Annotated in this window: 18 protein-coding genes and 1 tRNA gene; 1 reads left to right on the top strand and 18 read right to left on the bottom strand. The window is 39.0% G+C overall.

All coding sequences use genetic code 11. The features are described 5' to 3' along the window. Positions 1–6: 6 nt before the first annotated feature. The 15 genes from BUF11_RS13160 to alaS form a co-directional block, all read right to left on the bottom strand. Positions 7–1,065: a PhoH family protein gene (locus BUF11_RS13160; RefSeq protein ID WP_084558641.1), complete on the bottom strand. Its 1,059-nt coding sequence runs from the start codon at positions 1,063–1,065 to the stop codon at positions 7–9. Then, entirely contained in the window at positions 1,040–2,281 is a 1,242-nt protein-coding gene (gene yqfD, locus BUF11_RS13165) for a sporulation protein YqfD (protein WP_073589320.1), read from the bottom strand. Before yqfD ends, BUF11_RS13160 begins: the two co-directional genes overlap by 26 nt. Beyond that, positions 2,278–2,670: a YabP/YqfC family sporulation protein gene (locus BUF11_RS13170; protein ID WP_084558642.1), complete on the bottom strand. Its 393-nt coding sequence runs from the start codon at positions 2,668–2,670 to the stop codon at positions 2,278–2,280. Before BUF11_RS13170 ends, yqfD begins: the two co-directional genes overlap by 4 nt. Positions 2,671–2,773: 103 nt before the next feature. Further along, on the bottom strand, positions 2,774–3,814 hold the full coding sequence (locus BUF11_RS13175) for a glycosyltransferase (RefSeq protein WP_073589419.1): 1,041 nt from the start codon (positions 3,812–3,814) through the stop codon (positions 2,774–2,776). A gap of 111 nt (positions 3,815–3,925) precedes the next feature. Next, positions 3,926–4,516, bottom strand: coding sequence for a TVP38/TMEM64 family protein (locus BUF11_RS13180; RefSeq protein ID WP_084558643.1), 591 nt, complete (start codon positions 4,514–4,516; stop codon positions 3,926–3,928). Between the two features lie 252 nt (positions 4,517–4,768). Beyond that, positions 4,769–4,945, bottom strand: coding sequence for a 30S ribosomal protein S21 (gene rpsU / locus BUF11_RS13185; protein ID WP_033166800.1), 177 nt, complete (start codon positions 4,943–4,945; stop codon positions 4,769–4,771). A gap of 116 nt (positions 4,946–5,061) precedes the next feature. Beyond that, positions 5,062–6,180 carry a bifunctional glycosyltransferase family 2/GtrA family protein gene (locus BUF11_RS13190; RefSeq protein WP_073589322.1) on the bottom strand — a complete coding sequence of 373 codons (1,119 nt, stop codon included), beginning with the start codon at positions 6,178–6,180 and terminating at the stop codon, positions 5,062–5,064. Positions 6,181–6,225: 45 nt separating this feature from the next. Continuing rightward, the gene (locus BUF11_RS13195; protein WP_073589323.1) at positions 6,226–6,660 is read right to left on the bottom strand and encodes a 6-carboxytetrahydropterin synthase; all 435 of its coding nucleotides are present in this window, start codon (positions 6,658–6,660) and stop codon (positions 6,226–6,228) included. Beyond that, complete coding sequence (locus BUF11_RS24375; RefSeq protein ID WP_073589324.1) at positions 6,650–7,702, bottom strand: hypothetical protein; 1,053 nt, start codon at positions 7,700–7,702, stop codon at positions 6,650–6,652. The genes BUF11_RS13195 and BUF11_RS24375 overlap by 11 nt, the downstream gene beginning before the upstream one ends. A 2-nt stretch (positions 7,703–7,704) precedes the next feature. Continuing rightward, the gene (locus tag BUF11_RS13205; protein WP_073589325.1) at positions 7,705–9,069 is read right to left on the bottom strand and encodes a TIGR03111 family XrtG-associated glycosyltransferase; all 1,365 of its coding nucleotides are present in this window, start codon (positions 9,067–9,069) and stop codon (positions 7,705–7,707) included. After that, complete coding sequence (gene xrtG, locus BUF11_RS13210; protein WP_073589326.1) at positions 9,038–9,646, bottom strand: exosortase family protein XrtG; 609 nt, start codon at positions 9,644–9,646, stop codon at positions 9,038–9,040. The genes BUF11_RS13205 and xrtG overlap by 32 nt, the downstream gene beginning before the upstream one ends. 20 nt (positions 9,647–9,666) lie before the next feature. Next, positions 9,667–10,359 (bottom strand): Firmicu-CTERM sorting domain-containing protein, encoded by a 693-nt coding sequence (locus BUF11_RS13215; RefSeq protein WP_073589327.1) that lies wholly within the window; start codon positions 10,357–10,359, stop codon positions 9,667–9,669. A 1-nt stretch (position 10,360) separates the two neighbouring features. Then, positions 10,361–13,429 carry a 6-pyruvoyl-tetrahydropterin synthase-related protein gene (locus BUF11_RS13220; protein WP_073589328.1) on the bottom strand — a complete coding sequence of 1,023 codons (3,069 nt, stop codon included), beginning with the start codon at positions 13,427–13,429 and terminating at the stop codon, positions 10,361–10,363. Positions 13,430–13,440: 11 nt separating this feature from the next. Further along, complete coding sequence (locus BUF11_RS13225) at positions 13,441–14,937, bottom strand: methyl-accepting chemotaxis protein (protein ID WP_073589329.1); 1,497 nt, start codon at positions 14,935–14,937, stop codon at positions 13,441–13,443. A 286-nt stretch (positions 14,938–15,223) separates the two neighbouring features. Further along, positions 15,224–17,863 (bottom strand): alanine--tRNA ligase, encoded by a 2,640-nt coding sequence (alaS, locus tag BUF11_RS13230; protein ID WP_073589330.1) that lies wholly within the window; start codon positions 17,861–17,863, stop codon positions 15,224–15,226. A 220-nt stretch (positions 17,864–18,083) separates the two neighbouring features. Between alaS and BUF11_RS13235 the strand changes: the two genes are divergently transcribed. Next, a tRNA-Glu gene (locus tag BUF11_RS13235) sits at positions 18,084–18,155 on the top strand. A gap of 54 nt (positions 18,156–18,209) precedes the next feature. Here the strand turns inward: BUF11_RS13235 and BUF11_RS13240 are convergent. Genes BUF11_RS13240 through BUF11_RS13250 form a run of 3 tightly spaced genes read right to left on the bottom strand, consistent with a single transcriptional unit; the run spans position 18,210 to position 21,857 of the window. Then, entirely contained in the window at positions 18,210–19,343 is a 1,134-nt protein-coding gene (locus BUF11_RS13240; RefSeq protein WP_084558644.1) for a glycoside hydrolase family 18 protein, read from the bottom strand. A 24-nt stretch (positions 19,344–19,367) separates the two neighbouring features. After that, the gene (locus tag BUF11_RS13245; protein WP_073589331.1) at positions 19,368–20,480 is read right to left on the bottom strand and encodes an acyltransferase; all 1,113 of its coding nucleotides are present in this window, start codon (positions 20,478–20,480) and stop codon (positions 19,368–19,370) included. Positions 20,481–20,534: 54 nt separating this feature from the next. Continuing rightward, positions 20,535–21,857 carry a glycosyltransferase family 2 protein gene (locus BUF11_RS13250; RefSeq protein WP_073589332.1) on the bottom strand — a complete coding sequence of 441 codons (1,323 nt, stop codon included), beginning with the start codon at positions 21,855–21,857 and terminating at the stop codon, positions 20,535–20,537. Positions 21,858–22,018 lie beyond the last annotated feature (161 nt).

The raw sequence follows: 22,018 nt of genomic DNA on the forward strand, positions 1-22,018 counted from the left end.
CTCATCCTAGCCTTGTCTCTTCCTGTGGTAAGCTTTGTCGGGATTTTTTATGACAATTCCTTTCGGACCTTTTCTCCCATACTTTTCCTTTTTCAATTCCGTTTTGCTTAGTTTGCTTTCATAAGTCTCATATGCCATAACAATCTTTTGCACCAGCGGATGCCTAACCACATCCTGCCCTGTTAAATAGGCAAATCCGATATCTTCAATTTTATTAAGCACCTTGATAGCAACATCAAGTCCCGACTGGGTTCCGCTTGGCAAATCCTTTTGTGACAAGTCACCGGTTACGACTACTTTGGAGCCAAAACCAATACGTGTTAAGAACATCTTCATCTGGGCAGGCGTGGTATTTTGTGCCTCATCCAAAATAATAAACGCATTCTCCAAGGTCCGCCCTCTCATATAAGCTAAGGGTGCCACCTCTATCAATCCCTTTTCCGTATTTTTTAAATACCCCTCTGCTCCCATAATCTGATACAATGCATCATAGAGAGGCCTAAGATAAGGGTCTACCTTACTTTGCAGATCACCTGGAAGAAAGCCTAACTTTTCTCCCGCTTCTATGGCAGGCCTTGTAAGAATAATCTTTCCTACCTCGTCATTTTTAAAAGCAGTTACTGCCATGGCCATAGCAAGGTAGGTCTTGCCGGTTCCTGCAGGCCCTACTCCAAAGGTAATCATTTTCTTGCGTATGAAATCCACATAAGCCTTTTGCCCTAAGGTTTTAGGCTTTATCTGTTTACCGGAAATTGTATGGCAGATTAAATCCTGGTCAATCTCCACAATTGCCGCGTCTTTGTTGTCCTGGCTTAGCGACAGGGCATAGCTTACATTCTGCTCTGTTATAGCATTTCCCCTCTTTGACAGTTCCAAAAGATTCATAAAAACACTTTTTGCTTTTACTACGTTATCATTTTCACCAATTAACTTTATCTCACCATCCCTGACAATTATAGTAACGGCTAAGGTTTTTTCTATCATTTTAACATAGGCGTCAAATTGGCCAAACACATTCTTTTCATGCTCAAGAGGCACATCAATTATCGTTTCCATCAGACTCATCTGTATCAATAATCCTCCACTCACTGTCATCAATAGCCTTATAATCTTTCACGGACTCCAATACCACAAGCTTACCGTTTGCTGTACAGACATTCCCCTTTACAGCTACCTGGACATTATTCTCCAATATTGTAACATCTCGTTCCTTCAGCTTCTTTATAAAACGTTCTAACCGCTTTCCCGCCAGGGCTTTTGCCTCTGCCTCCGAATACTTTTTCTTTTCTTCCCTGTATTCTAAATATCGGTTTGCAGTCATAGAAACCGGAAGGTAAAATTCATCATTAAGATGTAATGTAAATTCATCCCCAATTATATCATATTTATTATAAGGAATTCTAGGTCTGTATAAATTTATTTTTTTCAATAATATGGAAAAAGTATAAGATTTTTTTTCTTTGCCGGTATAGACCTTATCCGTATAGTATAAGGAAAATTTATCAGAATAATCATAAAAAGTCTTACCAATAATATCCGCATCAGCAATCATCGGCTGTTTTCTCACCAATAATCCGTTATCTCCTATGATATCAACTACCCCGGATACCAGAACGTCTCCTTTCTTTACCACATCTCCGATTCCTGCCATCGGAGTTCCTGTTCTTGTCACAATCTTTGTAATAATACAATCCTTAGAAGCTATAATATGGCAGTTATTGGTTTTAGTTACCGCCGGAGAGGGCATGTTAGTCTCTGTTATTTTAATAATCAGTCTTGTACCTTTTATTTCAGCAGAAACCCATCCAATATCATTATAGCTGTGACGTATCAGATCTTCTATTCCCTGACAGTTAATGTCTTTTTTCTTTAGTCCCGGCTGAATATCATTATTTCTTAAAAATTTCACCATCGCTTCTTGTGTATAAGTATAGCCGCCGGAAACGTTAATATCCCAAATAAACAGAGATAATATGTACAAAATGACCAGAAAAAGTAAAAATCCAAATACATATCCGCTTCTTTTTTTGTAATGCTGTATTGTAAAGGGAAGACCGTATCTTTTCTTTACTAACGGCAGAGTTCCTGTCTTTTTGGCAAGAGGTTTTAACTTATAATAATCCTTTAATTTAATCCGAAATTCATAATCTTCGCCATTTGACTTTAAATCCCACAAATAGATATAACGATTGCTGCACAAATTGATGAAACGCTCCGTAGACACTCCCTTTAACCGGACCAGGAGAAATCCCTGCAGCCAGCGAACCAGCTTTATAATCATCTGACGCCCTCCGTTTTGTTCTGTGTTATATAAGTTATGGCGGATACCAATCCGGTTATACGCATTTCATCATTTGTAAAATAAGGTATGTTTAAATTCTTGCCCTCCACCCGTATAATTCCTATTTTCGAAAGCACTTTTACAAAGGTATCGTTATATTCTAAAATTCCTTTATAATTCTCAATGCATACCTCATTTCTTCCCATGGCTGTTATAATCGGTGCTCCTGCTAAAATATCCGGCGGCAGTTTTAATTGCTCTGAAACGTTCTCTAAAAAAGGCCTTCTGTCTGCCTCTTCTTTCTTCTTATTTTTATTTATACTGCTATATAATTCTTTATTCGAAGTTTGCTTATTTTTTTCATGCAAGGATTTGAATTTATGCTGCATCCGAAATACTCCATATTATTCTGGATTATGATAGAATATATGGGTGGATTCTCTCAGTTATGCTTATAATCTGGGCACCTGCATGAAAGTTTGGGAAAGCGTTTTATATATTTTTATACGAATAGCGGGATGCGCCGCTCTTTTCCGGTTCAAATACGTTAGAATATATACCCTTTAAGGCTTCTCCAATCTTTTCTATACTTCTTTCGCCTGCCTTCTCATATCCCTCTTCTGTAAGCAGAGGAACCTCTCCTTTTAGAATATCACGTATTAATTTTTCGAATTCCTCAAGACTTCTGCCTTTATAAATCTGTTCACGGTCAAAAAGCCAGCCTTCATAAACAGGAATATCACGTATTAACGCGGGTATTTTAAGGGCCAATGCTTCTAACAGTACAATCCCTTCTGTTTCCTCTTTTGTAAGGAATAGAAACAAATCACTGCCGCAATAGGCCTGTTTTAGTTCTTCACTTGAAATATATCCCGGAAAATGCAGATTGGGAAGTTTCGTCTCTACTGCTTTTTTTATATTATCCGGCACTAGCTTTAGGTTGGTATCTCCAAACCATATAAACTGGTATTCGGGAATTCTCCCGGCCAGTTCGACAAAATCCTCAATGCCTTTTCTTTCAATATAATGACCAACAGAAATAACTACTTTATCCTTCCTGTCAAAGCGGTATTTTTCCCGGAAACTTTTTCCTGATTCCTCATCACGGTTAAAAAAGTCCAAATCAATGCCATTGGATAAATATAAAATTTCCTTGTTGATACCATAATCCTCTAATAACTCTTTCGAATACTTTGTCGGTGTAATTATTACATCTCCCAGGCAATAGCAAAAACGTATCCATTTCTTAAAGAAAGGAGCCAAAAAATCAGAACCCCTAAAGGACTTTTTAAAGTCCTCCATGGTGGAGTGGGCATAGTATACCACTTTTTTTCTCATGACTTTTGCTAACAGGGCCGCCAGCACCGAATCCGGAAAAATCGTATTTAGCTGGACAATATCGTAATCAAAGCTGAATTTTTGCGTATAAGCAACTCCTGTTTTTTCCAGTGCTGATTTCTGATGTTCCCATGCCTTTCCTATGCCGCTCTTTCGTATTAGTTTTAAACCGCCTCTATATAACCATATTTTCACACTTTTCCCGCATTCCATATACTGCACCCTTTCGTATCTGAATTTTCTTTTACCTCCATCATGCATAAATCCTCTGCAAGAGGATGGTTTAACGCTTTATAACTGTCTATGCTAATAACCCACAGAATGGATCAGCGCAGTAAACACCAGATTTAACCCCATCGAATAAGCTGCTATTGAAACTGGTTTGCCTGCCAGTATTATGATAGAAAATTTTTTCAGGGAGATTTTTGTTATTCCGGCCAGATAACATAGAAAATCATCAGGGGCTACAGGAAAGAAGATTGCTAACGCAAACCATTTATCAAATTTATCGCTGCTTAGCCATGAACTGTATTTCTTCCAAAGTCCGGGCTTTGAAATCTTTTCTACGAATATGGTTCCGTAGCGCCTTGCTAAAAGGAAGGCAATAATTGAACCCATGCATATCCCAATGTAATTATAGAGAAAACCCTTCACCGGTCCAAAGATAAGCACTCCGGCAAGGCATCCAATTGACCCCGGAACAATAGGAATCACAACCTGTACAGCCTGTACCAATATAAATATGATATCCGCAAATATTCCGAATCGGCTTAAAAAACTATGTAATGCATCGGAAGATACGAATATTTTTGCTTTATAGCCATAGAATAAAAAAGCAATTACCAGCACAAAACCCAAAACAGTTATGAAATCTAAAAATGATATTTTTCTTTTCACCGTATCTGCTCCAATCCAATTTTAATACACACACTTTTAACCATGATTATAAAGCAAATAACTAAAGAACAGGTTTATGTAATATAAATGATTTCTAAAGAATTTCAAAAAAATATACGGTACATCCATATGGAAAATGGATGTACCGTATTCAGATGATGCAGCAATTTTTGCTTTTTAGAAATGAAAAAACTAAAAAAATAAAAACCCCTGAACTTTGTGTTCAAGGGTTAATTTAAGCAGCTTCGCTACTTATTTGAATTTACGCTTACGGGCAGCTTCAGACTTTTTCTTACGTCTTACACTTGGCTTTTCATAATGCTCTCTTTTACGGATTTCCTGTTGAATGCCGGCCTTCGCACAGTTTCTCTTAAATCTACGTAGAGCACTATCTAAAGTCTCATTATCTTTTACAATAACATTTGACATAGTCTCACACCTAACCTCCCTCCAGTTGTGTATTGTGCCTATACAACTGTTTGGGTATTTTTTGAACAGCACTACAGTAATTATATTGTCTATTATATGTTTTGTCAATACATTTTTTAATAATTTCCGTTGTCCGCTTGGTCCTTCAGTCCCTTAAGCTCTTGTATATTGTTTACATTTGTGTTTCGAAAAACCCACTTCATCTGAACCTGATAGCTGATAAAGAATAAAATAGAATCCACAAATACCTTAATTAAAGTTTCAAAAGCTCCCATGGCAGAATACAGCCAAGTCACCAAAAAAGCCGAAAGAAGCATCTGAACAATGCAGAGGGCGAAATAGCGCACAAATACTCTGCCTCCATTATTTGTATTCCCAAATACTTTACTGCGGTTAAAAGAAAAGTTCACGAAGGATGATATTATCCTTGCGGCTACGGTACTTACCATAATAAATCCAACAGGAAATACCAGCCTGGTCAGATTGCTAAATAGTATAAACAGAAGAATATCAACGAAAAAGGAGGCCAGGGATACCGCCAAAAACTTAACAAACAACGAATATATCCGCAGGGAATCCAATAAGGGATTAAAGTGAGAGGATTTATTGTCTTCCAGATAGATTGTTTCTATGGGCACTTCTATAACCGATATGCCATATTCCCGTACCGCTAAAAGCATATTCATCTCATATTCAAAACGTTCACCGGAAACGGTCATGAATTTTTCCAGTAATTCCGTTGACATGCCCCTAAGCCCTGTCTGTGTATCAGAAACTTTAATTCCGCATAACAGGTTTAATACCTTACAGGTAATCTTATTGCCCGCTCTGCTCCGAAAAGGTATTGTCTTATCCTCAAAGCTTCTGCACCCCATAATCAATGCATCAGGATTCTCCCATAAAGCCTTTGCGCAGCTTAGTGTATCTACCGCGCTATGCTGGCCGTCAGAATCCACCGTAACAACTCCCCTGATATTCTCTTTGCCTGTTAATATGTAATTAAAGGCATCCTTAAGTGCTCTTCCCTTTCCCAAATTTACCCCGTGCTTAAAAATATTGCATCCGTAAGTTTCTTTTGCCCTCCTGTAGTATTCTTCATATATCGTACTGCTTCCATCATTTACTACAAGTATATGTTTAAACCCGGTTTCCTTTAATTGCTGTATAAAGCATAACATTTTCTCATCCGGGTTTAGGGAAGGTATGATAACCGCTACTTCCTCCAGGTATCCCATGGTTCCTCTTTCTGATATCCGTATACTGAAATATCCTATTATTTTTTAAGTAAGAAATGAATTTGCAATAATATCATTTACCATATCAGCCTTTTGCAATTCGGATTTTGCTCTATTTTCCACCAGGCTTATGATATAAGACCTGGAAGGTGTCTCCCCAACCTCAATACAAAAAATATACCATCCAATTGGCATCAGGATTGCCTGAATTTCCTTCAAAAGATAATTTGTGATATTCTCCAGTGTCGGGTTGATATCCTTAAAGGGCTCACAAGCATTTAAAAATTTGTTCTGGTATTTATCCAGAAATTTTTCTACCGGTTCTTCAACTTCTTTAAACTGTACAAACTCCTCTTGCTGCTTTAGGGTGCTGATTTCAATTTCCCATGTATGAGGATGCTTTTCTCCCATTACCCCCTGTATATAAATTGCATGTATGGCATTGAGATAGAACTTGAACTTATACTGGCTATATCCCATATACCACCTTCCAATCCAGGCTGACGTCTTCCTTTTGGATCTGAACATCAGCAGGTATTTTCCCAAAATACAACTGGTACATTTGATAAAACTGCTGCAGGAATTGGCATGTCTCCTGCATATCCACATTAAGCAGCAGCACCCTGAATTCTCTTTCGCTCCATATACAGCTTATGGTCTTTTTATACTGCAGTTTGGCAAGGATAGCTGCAACATTGGCAACCAAACCATAATCCTTGGAAACTATATCAATCTTGATTTTTACGCAGGCCTTAAGCTGTTCATCTGTAAGATGATCCATCAGCTTTACTACCATGTCTTTCGACAGAAAGCCTGACTGCAAATACTTTTCTCCCAAATCCGAAACTAAAATATCATCATTTAACCGGTCGATAACCTGTCTGCTGCTTGCTAACTCCATCTCCTGCTTTGCTATCTGTTCTTCATTCTGCTTTAATTTAGTGCTTACATGGTAGGAGGCTGCCATTAAAAGCAAAGCCAATACCCCGGTATAAAAAACCATATGAAACTGCAATGTCTTTGTATCCAGTAACTGGGAAAAGTAATTTTCACTGGTTGCAATACCCATAATACAGATGCCATCTGCATCTTCATACTTAACCATGCTTACAATATAGGTCTTTCCGTCACTTATCCTGTATTTTCCGGTGAAGGCATCCTGTAAATTACCAGGAAGAAGCTCGTTACTGCTTACATTCAGGTATTTTTCAAGGGGAGTGCTTTTATATACTCTGTCCTTCTCAAAGATAACCTGCCCGTCCACAGCCAGAAAACAGTAGTTTCCGGCAGAGGTCGGATAATCCTCTTCAATAATCTTTGCAAGAATGGTTTTTAGAGGAGCTCCCGTTACAGTATTAATCCGTTCTGCCTCTTTTAAGTACTGCTCTGCCATATCTGCCTGATGATTCCGATACCATTCATGCATATTTGAAGAATAACTTCTGATATCATAGAAAATCAACACAATCCATATCAGACAAAATACTGCGGCAATACCCAATATTATACCTTTGCGCCTCAACTTTATCTTTCCTCTTTTCTATATATGTATTTTTTTTGCATTTCTATTTTTTTCTTTATTATCGCGATATCATCCCGGATGATATCCTTTATAATCTTATTCTCTTCTGCCAATGTCTTAGTTCTCCAGTTGCTGGCTCCTTTAATACTGTTGATAATTCCGGCCAGCCGGAACCAGTAAACAATAAAGTTAAAAGCCGGCATAAGAAATATGACATAAGCCTTGCGGCTATAAAAATTTCTTAATTCTTTATTCCATGTCAGATAAGAAATAATATTCAAATAATATAAAAATCCAGATAAAATATATAAAAAATAGAGAAAACAAAGAGATATTATAATAAACCGAAAAGGATAATCTAAAAAAGTCAGGCAAATCAAAGCAAAATACCAAATCATACGCGGAAAGGCAAAGGTGTGATCAAACAGCAGTAATCGAAACAAAAGCGAGTCTTTTCTGCCCTTCGATGCTGGAAACATATGGGCAACCTCAATTTCACCTCTTTGCCATCTCTGCCTTTGTACATACAAGGTCTTCATACTGTCAATCGGATCCACAAAAAAGACTGCCTTTTCACATAAATCAATCCTTTTCTTTAACAGGCGCCTTACCTGGAAGGTTACATGTGTATCCTCACAAACCGTTTCTGTGTTATATAACTGTGTCTTTAAAATAGTGGATTTGCGGAAGGCTGAAAATGCACCTGAAAGTGTAAAAATGCTGTTAAATTCCGATTCAAAATTCCTGCCTGCCAAAAAAGCCTGGGCATATTCATAAAATTCCACTTTCTGCATTAACCTGTGCCAAAAGCCCTTACTGTCCTTAATCATCTCCGGATTGGTAAGAATTGTACCAGTCATACAGTGGATATCTTCCTCATTTTCAAACCGGGTGACTAGATTGCGGATGGCATCTTTCTGTAAAGTGCCGTCGCTGTCTATGTGAATAATATATTTTCCCTCACTGTTAAACAAAGCCATATTAAGTGCTTTGGACTTCCCCTGCTTTGCATTAAGCCATTTAATATTGATATCGGCATGGCTGTTCTGATAATCCTGAAAAATGGTAAAGCTCTCATCCCTGCTTCCGTTATTTGCTAAAAATATTTCAACCTTATCACAGGGATAACTTGAATAATATACGGAATCAAGGCAGCTCTTAAGACTTCCTGCAGAATTATATACAGGTATGATAATTGTTATCTGCGGATAATACTTAAGCTCTGAATCCTTCTTCTTTCTTATCTTTTTTGTTACAAGAATAAAGAATCCGAAAATTGCCGGTAATACTTCAACCATAAGCGGTATTATAACCCACGGCAGCCATGAATTAATTTTAGCTGCCAGTATCTGTAAGATGTTCTGCATATGAAAATCCACCAACCTTCTGCTTTACAACTTGTGCTTTTGTAAAAGTAAAATAATATAATCCCACGGACATCACATAAAAAACAATTCTTCCAGCTATGGTATGAGCAAAATAATAGGAATTGTTTCCAAAGAAATAAATAATTGCACATATGGTAAATATACGCACAATATTGGCGAAGAATATTCCCAGGCATCCAAGAATACCCACCACTACCCTCTGTCCCGGTTCATACACCTGAAAAAAGGCAACCATTGCGACAAAAACCATCATCTCAATAATCCCGGAACATTCATAGTCAATATATAATGAAATAGCCGAATTACCATGTTGAATAAACAAGATCCCATATTCATAGTAGGAACTGTACATTCCCGTAATCTTTCCAATAATACCTGCCATCGAGGAAACCAGCGATTGCAATACCGGAGTTGCCACCGGCTGTACTATAATCATAAGAAACAAAAATAAGCCAATGCTCCCCCAAAGGAACCGGAAAAAGTAAAGTTTGCCTCTATGAAACACTGTTAACATATAAATCCACAGAATGAAACAAATAAAAACAAAAACATGCATGACTGCCTCCGCCACCCTTTTTATAGTGCTTCACTTTTAGCCATCTGCCTTTCGTATGTCAGTCCACGGTGCATTACTCTTCTTGCTATAAAAATTCCGAATATCAACGGTATCACAAACCCATACTGGAATCCTGTCGGTGTATCAACAGCGGAAACTGTAGTACCTCCCAGTCCGGGAATATTAACGCTTACCCTGGCGCCGTTATTAATTGTGCCGGAAGGCATGGATAGATTGTTCTCCAGAGCTGCTATGCTCATACGCATTTCCACATAATTTCCATCATTTTTTACCAGTGCAGCCTCCCCAAGGCTGTTATTGGGCCAGTAGGTAAAAGGGCTTAGCCCAAGATAGGTACCTCTTCCCAGATCATATACGCCCCTGCTCCAATCGGTAGTTCCCGAACTTGTAGGATATCTTAAAAAAATCTGTGTATTTATGCTGCCAATTGTCAGGCTGATGGAATCTAAAGGTATATAAGACCCGGATGATTGTTTATTGCTTTCATAGAACAGATAAATACTAGTGTCATCTTTTACAAGGGAGATGTAATTGGGATACTGGCTGTTATATGTTACTGTTGCTTTCGGCATGGACATCCAGTCATCAAAATAGCCGTCAATTGTGATAGCCGGAGCATCCGCATAGGCCTTTATCCCGGTCAGCTGCATAAGAATGATAGCCGTAAAAATGAATTTAACTATTCTCTTCAAACTATTCCTCCTTATCACTTTTCATCCGGTTTCTTTTTAACCAAAACAAATAAAGAACCGTACCGGTTATTCCTATGATACTGATGAGCAGCCCTTGTACGAAATAGGGATACTTAATCGTAATTACTGTTATACCCTTATCAGCCACCAGCAAATTATTGTCCGTTTTTAAAGTCCCTTTTCCATGTAAGATATCCAAACCGGAAAGGGTGGTATTAACATTATCATAATCACTGGTAATAATAATCTTATTATGGCAGTAAGAAATGATAAGCGGTACAATTGTCCTAAGCGGCAGACTATCTGTATCCAGCTTAAAAATCTGCTTTAACAGCTCTGCTATTTCTGTATCCTGGCTGGTCAAAACATGATAGGGCAGATTAAATCCCAGAAAATGAATGTTCTTATTTCCTGCCGTTCCTTCAAAAACCAGTTCCGTACCATCCAGATTGCATGTTCCTTCTTTCTCTTTGATGCCATCCAAATATACCGTGTTCCAGGTTGATAAATCTTCGCCCCCCTCTTCTTTCGTATCTGCAAACATTTCAGAAACGTAATTTTCGCCCTCATACTTAAGCTTTGGAAAATAGTCTTTAAAGGAAATAACCTGGGCACTCACCCCTAGCAGTTCGTACCGGTTTGTTTTTGCATCAGCAGGTATCTTATTCATATCAATGAAGATTTCCGTGCCGCTGCCAGCAAGAGCAGTCAAAAGCTCTTCCGCCCCTTTTTTGTTCTTATAAGTAAATCCTGATAAATAGATTTTTTTATATTCCTTTAATTCCTCGTATGTATAGCTGTCAAGCTGCAGAGAATCCCCTTCTTTAAAGGCAGGGAATAATAAGGCAATATCTTTTGCAGAAGAACCAATGGCCATATATTCATAGTCTGTCACCACCCCAAAACTGCTTATCGTATTTCTATGAAAAAGCAGACTGCCGTTCCTGTTCTCCTTTCGTGCATAACCGGATTTTTCGGCGGCCGCGGCTATCTTGTCTATGTCTTCCTCTTTATTCTCTAAGAAAACTGTTGGGATGAGCACCGTATCACTTCCAAGCTCTAAGCACCTGTCAAACAGATAATAATAATTGCCTCCCGCCAGCGCAGTGTTTAGCCGCACAATATTGGATGCCGTATGAGCTCCTTCCCAGCCTGCTCCAAAGGTATATTTAATTCGTTTATCCGTACCTGCCACATAATAAGGAGCAAATGCTCCATACCGGCTAAGGTCCAGTATAGCAAGCCTCTGTGAAGTTATCTTCTTGGCATCGCTAATCAACAGATTATCCGCATTATTTCTTTGTGCTGTATAAACATCCTGTGCCCCATTTACCCCTGAATAAATATATCTATAAGACGGAAGGGTATCCAGTATCAGCGCCAGGCACAATAGAACCATTATATATGGTTTTAATTTCTTCCACTGCAAAAAAGCAAACAGCGCTAAAATCACTGCTCCCGGTATGAATCTTTGCATCCAAAGAAACTGGCTGATGGGAAGTCTTGAGAATATTTCATAGGCCGTTTTTGATGTGGAAAATAAAATCAGCATTGCTGCTAAAAATGCGGGAACAGTTTCCTTACTGCCGTAAATAACTCCAAATACCAGCAATACGAATAGCGGCAGTCCGAAGTAAAAAATATCTGTCATTCCCTGTAAACGGTATATGGGATTAAGGGAAACAAAAAGGCTTTGAAAGAAATTTTTCATAACCTGGTTCGTACTGGAGCCGCTTGTTACCCCTCCGCCAATCAGGGCAGGATACAGCCATATGCCGATAAGTGCAAAAGCTAAAAGCATACCTGTAAGTAAAGAGAGTACTCTCTTTGACTCCTTCATCACTGCCCCGTATATTCCCAGGAACAAAGCAAAGGTTACAAACAGCATGACTGCTATACCGCCATGGCAGATACCGATTAACCCCTGTAAGAAAATAACTGCTAAGGCATCCCTTATTCTCCCTGCTTTTAAATAATTCCACATAAAATATACGAGATATGGCAAAATGGCTGCAATCAAAGCTCTTGGAAGATTGCCGCCTTCAAAAAACACTGCCATATTTTCCGGTTGAAAAAACCAAAGTATACCTAATAGAAATGCAAGCCCCATGCGGTTATAACGAAGTCCTGACAGCATCCAGCCTAAACTTCCCGCAATATATATCAGGCCTGTAAACAATATATAAGCATTCATGGAATCTCCGCCTGCAAAATACTGCATCAAAGCCAGTGTATACAAAGGCAGAGGCCCCCAATAGCGCATAATTTCAACTCCATTATACCAGTATGGATCATATAACGGGTAGAATACACCTTTCTTAAGCGACTGAAATATCAGATCGGCCCTATAGATATGGCAGAAAATATCAGATCCTTTGGGATAACTTCCGCCGGCTCTTACTATATACATAATTCCTAAAGAGACAATTAAGATAGCCGATATGTAAAGCATAAACTTAAAGGCTGTTAAAGACTGACCTCTTTCTTTTGCTGCGGCTATTTCTGAAAACACCTGCTCTGCCGTTACAGGTTCTTCCTTTGTTAAAGCCATTTCCCTGCTTGTATTCTCTTTTGCGGGAGTGACAGAAACCGCTGTTTCATCAGCAATACTGCCACTTTCTATATTCTCAACGGCAAAATGATTGCCGCTCTCAAAAGTACCGCCTGCCGCAGGATTATTCCATGAAACATTAAGAAGAGGTGAGTACTCAAGCAGATTGACACTGCCATCTAATATTTTCTCAGAAACAGAATATACATGAACGGGGGACTCACTGATATCAAGGCGTATTAACTCAAATCCTGTTCCTTCTATCTTTTCCTTCAATGCCAGGTAGAGCGCATCTCCTGCCGCCTCAATAAACATGACATGAAGGCTTTTATTCTGATACTGTTCAAGCCATTCCGAAATATTCTCTTCTATTTTTTCAAACAGGATAAGCTCATTTCCGTAACTTTTAATATATAGGGTAATCGTAAAATTATGGAAGTGTTCGGGCATTGCCGGATCTGAAATGCTTTTATGGCTTGCATACAGATCAAATTTGAGCTTATACCCTTGAAAACTCATGGTTATCCTTTCTACTTTGCACCCAGCTCATTTCGAAGGCTGCTGCTTAGTTTCTGCATTACTGACATTTCTCCTGTCGTTATGCGGATACTTTGATTCTGTTCCTCCATAGACGCGAGAATTTCTTCTGTCGATGCTGCATGTTCTGATGATAAACCGGAAATATTCTCAAGTTGATCCAATATCACAGCAAATGCTGTGTTAACTTCGGATATTTTAAAGTCCTGCTCTCCAATCTGGCTGTTAATTAATTCTGAATTCTTCTTAAGCATCACAAAACGGTCCTTAACTTCTTTAATTACCTTTGTGCCCGCTGTCACTGCATCCTTTCCATCTACTACCTTATCATATGTTTGAGCTGCTGCTTCCTGCAGCTTCTCCACTACCACAAGAACCTCTTTGACAGTCTTTGAACTCATTTCCGCCAGATTTCTTACTTCTTCCGCCACAACTGCAAAGCCCTGCCCCGCTTCCCCTGCCCTGGCAGCTTCGATGGCTGCATTCAGGGCAAGCAGATTCGTTTGACTTGCTATGGCAGTTATACTGGCCATAAACTGGTTAATCTGCTCCATACTGTCCTTTAAGTCAACTACCGTATTCATAGCAGTTCCAACTGCATTTTCAATGGTGTCCATCTGTTTCAGCATGATGTCAATTCCCTCTGAATTCTCATGGATGATATCCTGCATTTCTCCCGAATTTTCAATTGTCTTTGCCGAAATCGCCTGTGTTTCTTTTATTGTTCCCGTTGCATCGGCAGCTTTCTTCGCTATGGCTCCTGTGCTCTCTGCCTCTTTTGAAATTCCTTCCGCAATCTTATCCACCACCTGGGTTGTTTGGTTACTGACTGTTTCAATTGTCTGAATATATTGATACGCTTTGGATATCGCATCATTAAGCTGTAAGGTATTCTCATCAATGACCGCAAAGGTACCTTCCCGCTTTTGTGTCATTTCTACCGCTTCTCTTTCTTTCATCTGGGCAGATGAGATATATTCGCTTCCCCATTTTGTCAGAATATAAAGTATAAACATCATAAGGTCCAGGCAGACCAGTCTGGTCACAAATTCCGTTACATTATGGTTATCCCCTAATAACCCTTGCGGATCATAGAGAAAAGAACCGATTATAAAAAGATTGAAGACTGCCGCATAGCCTAAAAGAGTTGACCTGCTAAAATAAAGTGCAACCATAGCAAAGCTTCCGGTATAAATAAGGAACACTCTTACCGTGATTGCCCCACTTTCAATATGGTTTAAGAAGCTTGCCGACACGGCAACAGAAAGGGGAATCAGTATTCCTGCAAGCTTCGTAAGCTTCTTAAATTTTCTGCAGCCTAAGGCTAACAGCGTAGAAAATATTGCTGCTGAATAGGTTGCCAAAAGTACTTTAATCCCATAATCCACGCCCGTACTGATAAAAGCCTGGACGGATAGTACCGTCGACAACCCCCAAATAAGAAGAACATTAAAATTGTTAATACGCCTGCTGTCATAATCTACCTTCATAGCTTCCTCCTTTTCTGCATCGCCATGTACAGAATTTTGTTATATTTTGTCATTTGTCAGTGTCGTTACTGCTCAAATGCTGGAACTTAGAATCATATTATAAATTTTTTGTTATATTTTTTTGTATAATTAGTAAATTATATTTTAAATATTATTTTAAGTGAGCGGCTTTGTCAATAAGATATGTCCTTCTTTTCTCACATAGATGCAAAAAAGCCCTAAAAGTGAAACAGGTAGTACCTTTTTCATCTTTTAAGGCTTTTATTTTCATGTATTAATTGCAGAATTACTGTAACTGTTTTTCTAATGCTTTAGGAGCTGCTTCTATCAGAGCATCAATACCTGCCGGATTTTTACCGCCGGCCTGGGCAATGTTTGGACGTCCGCCACCGCCGCCGCCTACTAATGCAGCCAGTTCCTTAATAAGATTGCCGGCATGGGCACCCTTTTTAATGGCAGCATCCGTAACCATAGCAATCAGGTTTACCTTGTCATCAGCAGCAGAAGCTAAAATAACAACACCTTCTCCTATCTTATCCTTTAACTGGTCTCCAAGATTCCTAAGATTGTTAACATCAACTCCATCTGCTCTTACTGCCAAAAGCTTAACTCCCTTGATTTCTGTTACCTGGTTCATAACATCACCCAGGGCATCCTTGGCAAGTTTATTCTTTAACTTCTCATTCTCAGACTGCAGCGCTTTTATTTCTTCCTGAAGGCTTTCTATCTTCGCTGAAAGCTGTGCAGGCTCTGTCTTTGCTGTTCTTGCCGCCTGATTTAATTCTGCCTCAAGCTGTTCATAATAGCGGAACACTCCCTTGCCGGTAAGTGCTTCGATACGTCTGACTCCGGCAGCAACACCGGTTTCAGAAACGATTTTAAACACCATAATGGAACTTGTATTGGAAACATGGGTACCACCGCATAACTCCTTACTGAAATCACCCATGGTCACAACCCTTACGCTGTCTCCGTACTTTTCGCCGAACAGTGCCATAGCACCGGTCTTCTTTGCCTCTTCAATCGTCATAATATCAGTATTTACGGTTAGGCCATTTTGAATCTGTTCATTTACGATGTCTTCTACTTTACGGATTTCTTCCCTGGTCAGAGCAGAGAAATGTGTAAAGTCAAAACGCAGCCTGTCTTCATTTACAAAGGAACCTGCCTGCTCTACATGGGAACCTACTACTGTACGAAGAGCCTTTTGAAGCAAGTGGGTAGCACTGTGGTTCTTTCTGGTGTCACCTCTTCTTTCCTTGCTGATAGCCAGATGAACTGTTTCACCCGCCTTTATCATTCCCTTGGTCACAACACCTACATGACCGATTTTACCGCCCTGTAACTTGATGGTGTCCTCCACTTCAAATTCTGCAGCAGCTGTTGTGATAACGCCGGTATCTGCCGCCTGACCGCCGCTGGTTGCATAAAAAGGTGTCTCCTTTGTAAAGATCGTTCCCTTTTGTCCTGCAACAAGCTCTGTAACCACTTCTGTCTCTGTGGTAAGAGCAATTATCGCTGAATCTGTCTCATCTTTTTCATAGCCTGCAAAGCTTGAAGTAAGAGTGGGATCAAGCTGTAAATATACGGTCTCATCCGCACCCATGTAATTGGTAACCGCACGGGCACTTCTGGCTGTTTCTCTTTGCACGTTCATGGCCTTTGCAAAGCCTTCTTCATCAATGGTAAAGCCTTTCTCCTCCAGGATTTCCTTTGTTAAGTCAAGAGGGAATCCATAAGTGTCATAGAGCTTAAAGGCATCTTCGCCGGAAAGTATATTCTTTCCTTCCTTTACAAGAACCTCTTCCAGTTCTGATAAAAGCTTAAGACCCTGATCAATTGTCTTGTTAAAATTATCTTCTTCTATCGTAAGCAGCTTTAAGATATAGTCCTTTTTCTCTTCCAGTTCCGGATAGCCGTCCTTGGATTCTGCAATAACAGTTGTGCTTAAGGTAGCAAGGAAACGGTCCTTGATTCCAAGAAGCCTTCCATGGCGGGCTGCACGTCTTAACAGCCTTCGAAGCACATAGCCTCTTCCTTCGTTGGAGGGAATAATGCCGTCCGATATCATAAAGGTTACGGAACGGATATGGTCGGTAATTAAGCGGATGGATACATCTGTCTTTTGATCCTTCTTATAGGTCACACCGGCTACCTCACACACCTTATCGCGGAGTGCCTTGATCGTATCCACGTCGAAAATAGAATCCACATCCTGGGTAACAGTGGCAAGTCTTTCCAGTCCCATTCCGGTATCGATATTCTTCTGGACCAGCTCCGTATAATGACCATTGCCGTCATTTTCAAACTGGGTAAATACATTGTTCCATACTTCAATATAACGGTCGCAGTCACAGCCTACCGTACAGCCGGGCTCATGACAGCCATACTTTTCTCCGCGGTCATAATAAATCTCTGAGCAGGGACCGCAAGGACCTGCACCATGCTCCCAGAAGTTGTCAGCCTTGCCGAAACGAAAGATCCTCTCCGGTGCAATTCCGATTTGTTTATTCCATATTTCAAAGGCTTCATCGTCCTCTTCATATACGGAAGGATAAAGCCTGTTGGGGTCAATCCCAACCACCTCAGTTAAGAATTCCCAGGACCAGTGTATTGCTTCTGTTTTAAAATAATCTCCAAAGGAGAAGTTTCCAAGCATTTCAAAGAAAGTACCGTGTCTTGCAGTCTTTCCTACATTTTCAATATCACCGGTACGGATACATTTCTGACAGGTGGTAACACGCTTTTTCGGAGGTATCTCCTGCCCTGTAAAATATGGTTTTAGAGGTGCCATACCTGAATTAATTAATAATAAACTTTTGTCATTTTGGGGAACCAGGGAAAAGCTGTCCATTTTTAAATGACCTTTACTTTCGAAAAAGTCTAAGAACATTTTTCTTAGTTCATTCACTCCATACGCCTTCACTCTATTTGCCTCCTGTGTATAAATAATGGTTCGAAAACCTAATAAGTCCACTAGTACCTAATTATAAGCAGATATTAGTTTTTTGTCAATAAAATCGAGACAGGCATGCACTCACCATAAGATTTCCAACTATTGAAGCTATTTTTAAAACTTTTTGAAAAACTTTAAAAATAGTACTTGCATTTTTTATTTGATTGTTGTACAATACTAAATGTGATATGGCTCATTGGTCAAGTGGTCAAGATGTGGCATTCTCAGTGCTGAGACAGGGGTTCGACTCCCCTATGAGCTGTTTAAAAAAGGACTTCTCAAATAGAAGTCCTTTTTGTTATTCCCGAATACATATTTAATGCAATATATCATGCATGACACCAATCAGTTCCCCATTCTGGTCCTGTGAATATTCCCAGCACATCCCTCCCCCCAGGCCGTGTTTCTTAACATAACTCATTTTAACAGCAACGGACTTTTTATCATCATAAGTGATAAATTCATTTCCATTGAACAAATACGGCGCTTTCGCCTGCTCATCCCAATGGCGTACATATCCGTTCTTGTTAATATAATTTTTACACAAGGTATTATAGGATAAATCTACTTGATAGTTATCTATGCAATTTTGTGCTGTCTGATACAGTCCGTTATCTTTATTGGTTACCCCAGTCCAGCCGCGGCCATAGGCCGGAATTCCCAGTACAAGCTTTTTTGCGGGAATTCCGGAGGCAATATAGTGCTTTACCGAATCATTAATATTAATTGCAATGGGACTTTTGGGATTTTTGTAAAGATTGGAATGATGGGCGGTAGTGCTCTCCCAGTAACCCGTATAATCATAACTCATGAGATTAACCCGGTCTACAAGTCTTTGTACCTGATCAGGTTCAATCACCTCCGTTCCCCAATCCGCCGAGGTGGCAGCAAAAGAAAGCTCATACCGTTTCCCTGTCTCTTCTTCCAACTGATCCATTCCCTTCCTTAACGAACTTAACAGATAGGTAAAGTTCTGTTTATCTTCCTTACGGCATTTGATACTTCCCCAGCCTCCATTAACCGGAAACTCCCAGTCTATATCCACTCCGTCCAAATGATATTTCTGTATGAAGCTCATAATGCTCTTTGTAAATGCGCTCCTGCTTTCTTCCGAATATGCTGCATCAGAGAAGCCATCACTATTATATCCGCCTATGGCAAGGCAAAGGGTCAGATCAGGAAATGCTTCTCTAAGTGCTTTTATTTTTTCCAAATATGTTTTGTCTGCAAATGTAATTTTATGATCTGCACCTATACCTGCAAAGGCAATATATAAAATGTCCAGCTGCTCTGCCTTAAGTTCATTGCAGTTCCACTGCTTCCACAGCGGCAGATAAGCCGATACCACATACTCCTCCCTTTTGGATTCTAATACCAAAAGACCTGCTGTCAGAATTGCCGCCAATAATACCCCGCCTATGACCCAAAGCCTTATTTTCCTTTTCTTCATAATTGCCCTCCTAAAATGCACTGTTTATCCAAAAAGTATTTTGCTGATGCGGGAATTTAAGTTGATAAGCTTTACTATAAAAAAGCTTATCATAAATACTGCAGCAATCGTTACGACATCGGATACAGAGGCAAAAGCTGCAATACTCTTACTGCTGGTTTCAATACAGCGGACCAGGTATATCTGTACCAATAAGTGGATTAAGTAAATTCCAAAGGTTGCTTCACTCATGGAAATAATTAACCGCATTAACCGTTTATTGATTTTTTCTTCCCATGCTATATTTTTAAACAGGATGAAGACTGCCACCGCACTTAAGAATGTCGTAATTGAAAAATTCCCATAGAAAAGTTCGTTTAATACATCTTTTCCTCTGGTAATCAAATAGGTCAGGATTGGTGCCGCCAGCATAGCACTTCCTCCGGCTGCATAAATTATCCCTCTCATCTTTTTGCTAAACTCCTGGTTTTTCAAATAGTAGCCCAGAATAAAAAAGCCTAAATATCCACTGTAAAAAGGAATATCTAAAAATCTGATATAAAAATACTGCTCTGTCTTTATGTAATAAATTCCTTGAAAAGTGGTATAGGCAATGGTAACAAAAAACCACATGACAATGAAAAACTGCAGCTCTTCTTTGGCGGCATTTTTTATTATTTTATTCACAAAGGGGATTACAAAGTACATTGCAAGCATTATATAGACAAACCATAAATGATGGTATACCGAATCCTGCAGAATCTCTTTCACCATGATTTTACCAAAAGAAAAAATCCCAGGATAATCAGGCTCGATTACATAATGCTTTAAAACGCAATAAACAATACTCCACACGAGAAAAGGAATCCCAATCCTTGGTAACCGCTTTTTTAAGAATTCCTTGATATTCCCATTCTTTTCATTGCCTAACAGCAATGCCCCGCTGATCATGAAGAAAATAGGGACAGCACTTCTGGAAAAAGAGTTCAGTATATTGACAAACCACCAATGAAAGGTATCCATGTTACGAATAGCACTTACATTTGTTGCCGTAACATGAATTGTAATCACTGCCAAAATGGATAATACACGTAAAATATCTAAGTAATAAATTCTAGCTTTCGCAGCTTGTTCATTTATGATTGTCTTTCTTTTCATTCAATACTCTCCTTCTTATAGTAAGTATAAACTGTCCGCAGGTTGCCATTTTTCTTATATAGAAACCTCACCTTTTCTTTCAATGTAATTCCATCTTTCCTCCTGGAAGAAATAGGATATGGTCCCGACTGTATTAATAAATAAAGGTATCTGTTTGAATACAAATAAATCAATAGGTGCAAATAGCGCGATCCTGATATAATCCCTGAAAGAGTAACGGTAACCATACCGTCCGCTGACAATCAGTGCAACAATACTTTGAATAATATCAAAACCTACAGCACACAGATATAACAGCAGTGCAAGCTTGTACCCCTGTCCGGTAAGCAGAATCACAACCGGCATAAAAATTGATGTATAGGCTGTTACTGTTCCAAAGAAAAAGCCATCAATTAAAAAGAACAGAGATAGCGATGTATTAAATTCATTAAACAAAGCTTTCCAATATTCAACAACGCAATCGATAAATGCATTTTGCCAGCGAAACCGCTGTTTTACGAAATTGTGTAAATCCTCCGGGCACTCCGTATAGCATACTGCCTCCGGAACATAAACCAGTCTTTTCTTAATCTTGTTTTCATTCATGTATCTGTAAATTTTCAAAGTAATATCCATATCCTCACCAACAGTTCTTCGGAATCCGTCTATCTCAAAAAGAATATTTCTCTTAAATGCTCCAAATGCTCCTGAAATTACAACAATTGAATTAAATACAGATTGTGTCTGCTTTTTCACATAAAAGCCGTGGATATAATGAAGGGCCTGATGCCTGATAATTCTTTTGGCAGGAAATTTAGGCCAAATCTTTCCATCCTTTTTGGAGGTCCCCTGAACCACGTGAACGGTTCCTCCCGCAGCAATTATATCTTCTCTATGAAAAGCCGCATTTATGTACTGAAGAGATTTGGCATCCAGCATACTGTCCGCATCCAGAGTAATAATGATTTCATGGCCGGCACAATCAATTCCTGCATTTAATGCATCAGCCTTCCCGCCGTTTCTTTTATCTATCACCAAAATCTTTTTATGGTTCATCGATTGATAGATATTTTTAATCTCATTGTAATGCAGCTTTTTCTGCCTCCTCCTTTCAACCACTTTCAGGTCCAGAAATTGTTCCAGCATATCCATTGTTCCGTCTTTGGAACCGTCATTAATAATAATTACCTCAAAATTAGAATATTCTACATTTTCAACTGCACTGATACAGTTTTTTAGTACTAACTCTTCATTATAGGCAGGAATTAAGACAGATATGCCATTTTCCTTTTGGTTTATATTCAGTTTTCTTTTAAAGGATGAAACTAATGGGACAAATACATAGAGTGTTTGAAAAATCAGAAATGTAATAAAGAATATTAATGTTATAAACCTCATTTTAGTACCCCCTTGTACTGTAAAATCAAGCAATTTTTTCTAACATTTACCAGAAGATTCCTCATTATATAATTTCTCTTCTGCAATATCAAGATGTCAATTTTTAGAAATTTTTAATTATTTATCTGCTTTTTTGTACAATTTACCATTTAATGGTTTTT

This window comes from Anaerocolumna xylanovorans DSM 12503, assembly GCF_900143645.1.
Taxonomy (GTDB): Bacteria; Bacillota; Clostridia; order Lachnospirales; family Lachnospiraceae; genus Anaerocolumna; species Anaerocolumna xylanovorans.

What these genes read in the sequence shown, in the direction of transcription:
- BUF11_RS13160 (WP_084558641.1), bottom strand. Translation starts at nt 1,065, where the DNA reads ATGAGTCTGATGGAAACGATAATTGATGTGCCTCTTGAGCATGAAAAG.
- yqfD (WP_073589320.1), bottom strand. Translation starts at nt 2,281, where the DNA reads ATGATTATAAAGCTGGTTCGCTGGCTGCAGGGATTTCTCCTGGTCCGG.
- BUF11_RS13170 (WP_084558642.1), bottom strand. Translation starts at nt 2,670, where the DNA reads ATGCAGCATAAATTCAAATCCTTGCATGAAAAAAATAAGCAAACTTCG.
- rpsU (WP_033166800.1), bottom strand. Translation starts at nt 4,945, where the DNA reads ATGTCAAATGTTATTGTAAAAGATAATGAGACTTTAGATAGTGCTCTA.
- BUF11_RS13190 (WP_073589322.1), bottom strand. Translation starts at nt 6,180, where the DNA reads ATGGGATACCTGGAGGAAGTAGCGGTTATCATACCTTCCCTAAACCCG.
- BUF11_RS13195 (WP_073589323.1), bottom strand. Translation starts at nt 6,660, where the DNA reads ATGGGATATAGCCAGTATAAGTTCAAGTTCTATCTCAATGCCATACAT.
- BUF11_RS13205 (WP_073589325.1), bottom strand. Translation starts at nt 9,069, where the DNA reads ATGCAGAACATCTTACAGATACTGGCAGCTAAAATTAATTCATGGCTG.
- xrtG (WP_073589326.1), bottom strand. Translation starts at nt 9,646, where the DNA reads ATGCATGTTTTTGTTTTTATTTGTTTCATTCTGTGGATTTATATGTTA.
- BUF11_RS13220 (WP_073589328.1), bottom strand. Translation starts at nt 13,429, where the DNA reads ATGAGTTTTCAAGGGTATAAGCTCAAATTTGATCTGTATGCAAGCCAT.
- BUF11_RS13225 (WP_073589329.1), bottom strand. Translation starts at nt 14,937, where the DNA reads ATGAAGGTAGATTATGACAGCAGGCGTATTAACAATTTTAATGTTCTT.
- BUF11_RS13240 (WP_084558644.1), bottom strand. Translation starts at nt 19,343, where the DNA reads ATGAAGAAAAGGAAAATAAGGCTTTGGGTCATAGGCGGGGTATTATTG.
- BUF11_RS13245 (WP_073589331.1), bottom strand. Translation starts at nt 20,480, where the DNA reads ATGAAAAGAAAGACAATCATAAATGAACAAGCTGCGAAAGCTAGAATT.
- BUF11_RS13250 (WP_073589332.1), bottom strand. Translation starts at nt 21,857, where the DNA reads ATGAGGTTTATAACATTAATATTCTTTATTACATTTCTGATTTTTCAA.